This window comes from Ilumatobacter sp. (assembly GCF_049588435.1).
GTDB lineage: Bacteria > Actinomycetota > Acidimicrobiia > Acidimicrobiales > Ilumatobacteraceae > Ilumatobacter_A.
In genome coordinates this window covers 1-5709 of sequence record NZ_JBAVYV010000301.1, presented here as the reverse complement: position 1 = coordinate 5709, position 5709 = coordinate 1, and the positions used below count along the sequence as shown (strand labels likewise).

3 protein-coding genes are annotated in these 5709 nt (G+C 66.9%); 1 reads left to right on the top strand and 2 read right to left on the bottom strand.

All coding sequences use genetic code 11. The annotated features are described in order from the left end of the window. Positions 1-86 precede the first annotated feature (86 nt). Positions 87-1880: a malto-oligosyltrehalose trehalohydrolase gene (treZ, locus tag WBV89_RS11665; protein ID WP_423981521.1), complete on the bottom strand. Its 1794-nt coding sequence runs from the start codon at positions 1878-1880 to the stop codon at positions 87-89. Continuing rightward, the gene (gene glgX / locus WBV89_RS11660) at positions 1877-4006 is read right to left on the bottom strand and encodes a glycogen debranching protein GlgX (RefSeq protein ID WP_423981522.1); all 2130 of its coding nucleotides are present in this window, start codon (positions 4004-4006) and stop codon (positions 1877-1879) included. The genes treZ and glgX overlap by 4 nt, the downstream gene beginning before the upstream one ends. 193 nt (positions 4007-4199) lie before the next feature. On the opposite strand from glgX, the gene WBV89_RS11655 reads away from it, so the two are divergent. Further along, the gene (locus WBV89_RS11655) at positions 4200-5693 is read left to right on the top strand and encodes an ABC transporter substrate-binding protein (protein WP_423981520.1); all 1494 of its coding nucleotides are present in this window, start codon (positions 4200-4202) and stop codon (positions 5691-5693) included. Positions 5694-5709: the final 16 nt, after the last annotated feature.

Sequence of the window (5709 nt, the reverse complement as noted above, 5' to 3'; positions counted from 1 at the left end):
CATCACCGGCGGAGCGGTCCGACTCACCGACCTGCTCGGCGACCTCGGCCTCGCGGTCCTCGAACGCACCGACCGCTGATGCTCGGTCAACTGGTGCCTGGCACCAGTTGTCCGGGATGATCGATGCGGAGGCGGGCGGACCAGGCGGTGACCGTGGCGGATTGCGCGAGCGAGGAGTCGGCGATGATCGGGCCGGTCTCGGTCCGGGCGTCGGTGTGCGGCGCATCGCCGAAGTTGAGGACGAGGACGCTCGTGGCGTCACCCAGTCGACGTTCGACGATCACCACGTCACCGTCGAGTGCGACGACTTGCTCGGCGGTCGGATCGGTGAGGACCGGGTGCGAACGGCGGATCGCGATCAGTTCGGTGTACCAGGCGAGGAGATCGCGATGGTGGCCGGTCGAGCCGAGCGACGGGTCGAGCACGGCATCGTCGAACGTCGCTTTCGCTGCCGGGTCGGCGACCCCACCCGACCAATCGACATCGGAGAACTCGTCCCGGCGCCCCGTCCGCACGATCTCGACCAGGTCGGGGTCACCGTGGTCGATGAAGTACGGGAATGGTGCGCGCTCGCCGTACTCCTCGCCCATGAACAGCATCGGCGTGAACGGCGACAGCAAGGTGCTCGCCGCAGCGAGTCGCAGCCGCGGGTCGGCGGGACCGGCGACGTGCAGCATCCGTTCGCCGCGCGGGGTGTTGCCGACGTGGTCGTGGTTCTGGGAGAAGACGATGAAGTGGCGATGGTCGACATCGCTCGCGTTGGCACCGTGTCGGCGCCCGAACGTGATCGAATGCCGACCGTCGTAGACGAACCGACGTGTCCACGCCGCGGCCACGTCGGCCGCTCCGGTGTACGCCGCGTAGTACCCGTGACGATCACCGGTGAGCGCGACGCGCACGGCGTGGTGGTAGTCGTCGTTCCACGCCGCATCGCAGGCCCATCCGCCAGCGGCACGCGAGCGCACGATGCGTGGATCGTTGGACGAACTCTCGACGGTGACGAGCACGGTGCGTCCGAGTCCGTCGGCGGTTGCGTGGACCGCAGCGGTCAACTCCTCGACGAACGGCCGAGCGGTCGGATCGACGATCGCGTGGATCGCGTCGAGGCGCAGACCGTCGATGTGGAAGTCGCGGATCCATCCGACGGCATTCTCGATGAAGAACCGCCGTACGGAGTCGCTGTGTGTGCCCGCCACGTTGATCGCCTCGCCCCATGGGGTCGAGTACTCGTCGGTGAAGTAGGGGCCGAAGCGGGGAAGCACGTTCCCCTCCGGTCCGATGTGGTTGTACACGACGTCGAGCACGACGGCGAGACCGTGTCCGTGGGCAGCGTCGACGAGACGAGCCAACCCGTCGGGACCGCCGTACGACTCCTGCGTGGCGGACGGGAACACCCCGTCGTACCCCCAGTTCCGTTCGCCGGGAAATGCGGCCACGGGCATGATCTCGATCGTCGTGATACCGAGCGCGACGAGTCGATCGAGTTGGCCGACCGCGGCAGCGAACGTGCCCTCCGGGGTGAACGTTCCGACGTGGAGCTCGTAGAGCACCGTGTCGGCCAGTTCGACGCCCGTCCAGGAATCGTCGGTCCATTCGAAGGAATCCGTGTCGACGATCGCCGAGGGTCCGTGGACACCGTCGGGCTGTCGTCGCGATGCCGGATCGGGGAGCGGCTCGCCCCCGTCGAGTCGGTAGCGGTACCGATCGCCCGCACCGACGCCCTCGACGACTGCGACCCAGGTCGCGGACGCGGACTCCGGCTGCAGTTCGACGGCGAGGTCACCTCCGTCCCGCTCGATCACGACCTCCACGGTCGACGCGTCGGGCGCCCAGACCTCGAACCGCGTCGCATCACCGAGCGGCGTCGCCCCGAGCCTCATCGGGGGGCACCGGCACGCGGACGCTTCGCCGGAGGGCGGGTGGCACGCAGCACGATCATCGAATGATCGAGCACGAACAACTCGTCGTCGGCCTTCGCTGCGACCCGGCGGCCCACTCCGACGCGCGGGTTGGCCGTGTCGAGGTCGACGGCCCAGCGCCGACCCCATTCGGGCCCGGGGATCCTCCACGTCAATGCCTCGTGTCCAGCGTTGAACAACAGCAGGAATGAGTCGTCGAGCACCTTTTCGCCGTACGCATCGGGGGTGGGGATCGAGCGGCCGTTGACGAACACGCCGACGGCCCGGGCGTATCCGGTCTCCCAGTCGTCGTCGGTCATCTCGCCGCCGTCGGGGCGGAACCACGCCAGGTCTTCGATCCCACGGATGCGGCGTCCCTGGAACCAACGGCGGCGGCGGAAGACCGGGTGCGCCTTGCGGTACGAGATCACCCGTTTGCACCAGGCGACGAAGTCACCGTCGACGTCGTTCCACGGGTACCACGACAGCTCGTTGTCCTGGCAGTAGACGTTGTTGTTCCCCTGGTGGGACTGACCGAGTTCGTCACCGCCGACGATCATCGGGACGCCCTGCGAGAGCATCAGCGTCGTCATCAGGTTGCGGCGTTGCCGATCGCGCAGCCCACGGATCACCGGGTCGTCGGTCGGACCCTCCACCCCGTGGTTCCACGAGCGGTTGTGTGACTCGCCGTCGTTGCCGTCCTCGAGATTCGCGTCGTTGTGCTTCTCGTTGTACGAGACGAGATCGGTGAGGGTGAACCCGTCGTGCGCGGTGACGAAGTTGATCGACGCCGTAGGTCGCCGGGTGTCGGCCTCGTACAGGTCGGAGCTTCCGGTGAAGCGGAACCCGAACTCGGCGAGCGTCGACGGTTCGCCGCGCCAGAAGTCGCGGATCGTGTCGCGGTACTGGCCGTTCCACTCCGACCACTGTGGTGGGAAGTTCCCGACCTGATACCCGCCTTCGCCGACGTCCCACGGCTCCGCGATCAGCTTGACCTGGGAGATCACGGGGTCCTGCTGAACCAGGTCGAAGAACGCCGAGAGTCGATCGACGTCGTGCAGTTCGCGGGCGAGGGTCGACGCGAGGTCGAAGCGGAACCCGTCGACGTGCATCTCGAGCACCCAGTAGCGCAGGCTGTCCATGATCAGCTGCAGCACGTGCGGGTGGCGCATGTTGAGGCTGTTTCCGGTGCCGGTGAAGTCGAGGTAGTACTGCGGGTCGTCGTCGACCAGGCGGTAGTACGCACGGTTGTCGATCCCGCGCATCGACAGTGTCGGGCCGAAGTGATTGCCCTCGGCGGTGTGGTTGTAGACCACGTCGAGGATCACCTCGATGCCGGCCGCGTGAAGCGACTTCACCATCATCTTGAACTCTTGGATCTGGCCGAGCGCCGCGGACGACGTGTACTCGTTGTGGGGTGTGAGGAAGGCGATCGAGTTGTAGCCCCAGTAGTTGCGCAGGCCCTTGGCGACGAGGTGGTGGTCCTGGACGAACTGGTGCACCGGCATCAGCTCGATCGTCGTGATCCCGAGGTCGTGGAGGTGGGAGATCACCGCCGGATGGGCGATCCCGGCGTACGTCCCGCGCAGCGCCTCGGGGACCGCGGGATGGGTCATCGTGATGCCGCGCACGTGCGCCTCGTAGATCACGGTTTCGTGAAGCGGGATCTCGGGCGGTCGATCGTTGCCCCAGTCGAAGAACGGGTCGCCGACGACCGCCTTCCAGACGTGCGGCGCGCTGTCGTCGGTGTTCGCGACGAGTGGATCGTCGAAGCGGTACCCGAAGCATGCCTCGTCCCAGTCGATCTGTCCGTCGATCGCCTTCGCGTACGGGTCGAGCAGGAGTTTCGACGGGTTGCACCAGAGCCCGCGCTTGGGGTCCCACGGTCCGTGGACCCGATAGCCGTACTGCTGGCCCGGGCGGACGTCGGGAAGATACGTGTGCCAGATGTGGCCGTCGACCTCGGTCAGTTCGATGCGCTGCTCATCGTCGGGATCGGATCCGTGCAGACACAGTTCGACCCCGTCGGCGACGCTCGAGAAGATCGAGAAGTTCGTCCCCGATCCGTCGTACGTGCCGCCGAGTGGAAACGGTTGACCGACCCACATGCGGAGCGGTTGGTCGCGTGATCGATCAGCCACGCACAGATCATGCCCGCTCCCGGGGCGGTTGCGGCGTGCACCTCCGACTGCGACCGTGCGCGGATGTACCGGTACGTTCGCGAACGGACCGAAGGGGACTCGGTCTGACGTCATCGGGCGACCGTTCGACGGCGACAACTTTGACAACGGGGGTTTGAAGATGACCAGGAAATCACGGCGTACCTCGCGGGCAGTGCTCGCGGTTGCGTGCAGCTTCGGACTCGTCGCCGCCGCGTGCGGCAGCGACGACGATTCGTCGAGCGACGACGCGACGACCGACACCGAAGCAGCCGCTCCAGACGACACCGAAGCAGCGACCGACACCGAGGCAGAAGCGACCGATGACACCGCCGCCGGCGACGAGTCGACGACCGACACGGCCGAGGCATCGACCGACGAACCCGCGGACGATGCGGACACGCCGACCGGCGAGGCGACCGGCGAGCCGATCGTCATCGGTGTGCAGAACCCCGAGGGTGACCCTGCGGGGTCGTTCCCCGAGGCGTCGGCCGGTATCCAGGCGGCGGCGAACTACGTCAACGCCGTGCTCGGCGGCCTCGGCGGTCGCCCGATCGAGATCGAGCTGTGCAAGAGCGTGATCTCGCCCGACGACTCCCAACGCTGCGCGAACGAACTCGCGGCGAGTGGGGTCGACATGGTCATCTCGACGATCAACTTCTTCGGCAACTTCTACCCGATCTACCAGGGTTCGGAGATCCCCGTCGTCGTCACCTCGCCGGTCACGATCGCCGACTTCACGACCGAGGGTGCCTACGCGATCGGGAGCGGCTGTCTCGGCGCCCACACCGGCCTCGCCGAGTTCGCGACCAACCAGATCGAGGAATTCGAGGACATCACCGTCGAGAAGGTCGGGATCCCGTGGGCCGACACCCCTCCCGGAGTGGTCTGCTACAACGACCTCGAGGCCAAGCCGATCGACGTGATCAACGGCTCCGAGCCGGGCGATTCGGTCCGCGCCGGGGAACGGCCGGACCTCACGTACCTCGGTGTCCCGATCCTGCCCGCCGCGCCCGACGTGACCCCGCAGGCGACCGAAGTGCTCGACTTCGATCCGGACGTCATCATCTTCTCGGCGCAGGGAGCTGACTGCTGGAACCTCGTCGACGCGTTGGGTCGTGTCGGGTGGACGCCCGATGACGTCCCGCTCGTCATGTCCCCGTCCTGCATCGACTTCGAAGCGATGACCGCGGCAGGAGCGTTGGCCGAGGGCATCTACATCGAAGGCAGCCCGGGAGGGTTGTTGGCCGATCCCAGCGAGATCGAGGGCGAGCACCTGGAGAACGTCGAGACGTATCTCGCGAAGGCGCCGGAGTACGGCATGTCCGAAGACGACCTGTCGAAGGGCTTCGGTGCTTCCGGATTCGCCGCCGTGATGAACATCTGGCAGGCGGCGAACACGGTCGACGGAGATGTCACCGGTCAGACGATCGCCGAGGCCTTCGCCGCAACCGATGGCAGCATGCCGACGTTCGGTGGTGCGCCGCTCAACTGCAGCGCTGCCCCTGATCCGTACGTGGCCGTCTGCGCCTCGGAGGTCAGCATCGAACAGTGGGACGGCGAGAAGCTGGTGTCGATCATCCCGACGCTGTCGGGCATCGATCTCGTCGCCGGGACCGAACTCCGTCCGGGCTGAGTCGACGGGTCCGTGC

Excerpts from the sequence above, each read along its gene's own strand:
- WBV89_RS11655 (WP_423981520.1), top strand. The coding sequence starts at position 4,200 with ATGACCAGGAAATCACGGCGTACCTCGCGGGCAGTGCTCGCGGTTGCG.
- glgX (WP_423981522.1), bottom strand. The coding sequence starts at position 4,006 with ATGTGGGTCGGTCAACCGTTTCCACTCGGCGGCACGTACGACGGATCG.
- treZ (WP_423981521.1), bottom strand. The coding sequence starts at position 1,880 with ATGAGGCTCGGGGCGACGCCGCTCGGTGATGCGACGCGGTTCGAGGTC.